This window comes from Marinagarivorans sp., from assembly GCF_982758155.1.
In genome coordinates this window covers 1-2,485 of sequence record NZ_CEXWTU010000386.1, presented here as the reverse complement: position 1 = coordinate 2,485, position 2,485 = coordinate 1, and the positions used below count along the sequence as shown (strand labels likewise).

Below are 2,485 nucleotides of genomic sequence, written 5' to 3'. Positions count from 1 at the left end.
AATACCCCCACCACTGCGCCAATAGTGCTAGTTGATGGCTCGTCTTATCTATTTCGTGCCTACCATGCCCTGCCACCGCTGAATAATTCCAAGGGCCAGCCAACAGGTGCCATTAAAGGTGTCATCAATATGATGCGCCGGTTACACAAAGACTATCCAGAAAGCATCGTCGTAGTCATCTTTGATGCCAAAGGCAAAACCTTCCGCGATGATATTTATAAAGAGTACAAAGCCAACCGCCCCCCCATGCCCGACGACCTTCGCAGCCAAATAGCGCCTATCCACGATATTATTCGAGCCATGGGCTTACCGCTTATTTGCATCGAGGGCGTAGAGGCGGACGACGTAATTGGAACGCTGTCACGCATTGCCACCGAGCAGCAACGCGACGTTGTGATATCTACTGGCGATAAAGATATGGCCCAGCTGGTGAATAAACATGTCACTCTCGTCAATACCATGACGGATACCGTGATGGATATTCAAGGCGTGAAAGACAAGTTTGGTATTCCTCCCGAATTAATTATCGACTTCCTCGCCTTAATGGGCGACAAAGTGGATAACATTCCTGGCGTGCCGGGTGTGGGTGAGAAAACAGCTGTAGGCTTGCTGCAAGGCTTGGGAAGTATTGAAAATATTTATCAACGCCTTGATGAAGTCGCGGGACTGAGTTTTCGCGGCGCTAAAACTCTGGCCAAGAAATTGGAAGCCAACCGTGAATCTGCCGACTTATCCTATCTACTCGCCACCATTAAACTTGATGTAGAACTAGACTTTAAATTGGATGAGTTACATAACGCGCCAGCCAATACGGAAGAGCTGAAAACATTCTTTATTGAATACGAGTTTAAACATTGGGTTAGCGAACTCAACCAAGACGGTCAAAGCCCAGCCACTTCAGCCAAGGAAGCGCTCGGTAACGAAGAAACCTTAACCGTTCCCGTCGATGATATTGAAACCCAATACGATACCATTCTGGATAAAGCCTCATTTACACACTGGCTGGATAAGCTTAAGGCCGCGCCACTGTTCGCCTTTGATACCGAAACAACGAGTTTGGACTACATGGCAGCTCAAGTAGTGGGTGTCTCTTTTGCAGTTGAACCCGGCAGCGCCGCTTACGTACCTTTTGCACATGATTACCTAGGTGCGCCAGAACAGCTTGAGCGCGACTGGGTACTAGAGCAACTGCGCCCTTTATTGGAAGATGAAAATACCCCTATCGTCGGCCAAAATTTAAAGTACGACGCCAATGTATTGAGTAATCACGGTATAGAACTGAGGGCCATTAAATTCGACACCATGCTAGAGAGCTATGTGAACAACTCGCTGGGCCGGCATGATATGGACACTCTCGCGCTGGCACACCTAGGGCACACCAACATTAGCTTTGAAGAAATTGCAGGTAAGGGCGCCAAGCAACTTACCTTTAATCAAATCGAGCTAGACAAAGCTGCACCTTATGCCGCTGAAGATGCCGATATTACGCTCCGCTTACACTTAGCGCTGTGGGAAAAGTTATCGGCAATGCCAGAGCTACTTAGTGTCTTTAATGACATTGAATTACCGCTGGTTAAGGTTTTGCATAGTATCGAACGCAATGGAGTTTTACTGGATGCCGGGGTATTAAACCAACACAGCCAAGAACTCACGCAGCGTTTAGATGAACTGGAAAAAGAAGCCTTTAATCTTGCCGGCCGCGAGTTCAACCTCGCCAGCCCAAAACAGCTCGGGGAAATATTTTTCAACGAGCTGGGCTTGCCCATCTTGAAAAAAACCAAAGGCGGCGCCCCCTCTACGGCCGAAGAAGTTCTGCAAGAGCTCGCACTTGATTACCCCTTACCTAAACTTATTTTAGAGCACAGGGGTTTGGCAAAACTGAAGTCGACCTACACCGATAAACTCCCCAATATGATTGCCCCTGCAACAGGCCGGGTGCACACCTCGTATCACCAAGCAGTAACGGCCACAGGTCGCTTAAGCTCGAATAACCCTAACCTGCAAAATATCCCCATTAAAAATGCCGAAGGCCGGCGTATACGCAAAGCGTTTACTGCACCGAAAGGCTACAAAATTGTTGCGGCAGATTACTCTCAAATTGAATTGCGCATTATGGCGCACCTATCCGGCGATAAAACGTTATTAAAAGCTTTTAATGACGGTAAAGATGTTCACAGCGCTACTGCTGCCGAAGTATTTGGGGTTCCCCTTGAAGCCGTAGAGCCGCAACAACGTCGCAGTGCTAAAGCCATTAACTTTGGCTTAATTTACGGTATGAGCGCTTTCGGCCTTGCCAAGCAACTTCGCATTGGCCGCGCCGAAGCACAAAGTTATATCGACTTATATTTTGAACGCTACCCGGGGGTTAAGTCTTACATGGACAACACCCGAGTAGACGCCGCCGATAAAGGCTATGTGCAAACCTTGGCGGGCCGGCGCCTACACCTACCAGAAATTAACGACCGCAACGGTATGCGAAGACAAG

The 2,485-nt window shown here is 48.4% G+C and carries 1 protein-coding gene; it reads left to right on the top strand.

Going from position 1 to position 2,485, the window contains the following annotated elements; translation table 11 throughout:
- A partial coding sequence (polA, locus tag AC3A8L_RS21125; protein WP_487964258.1) for a DNA polymerase I occupies positions 1–2,485 on the top strand: 2,485 nt, incomplete at both ends.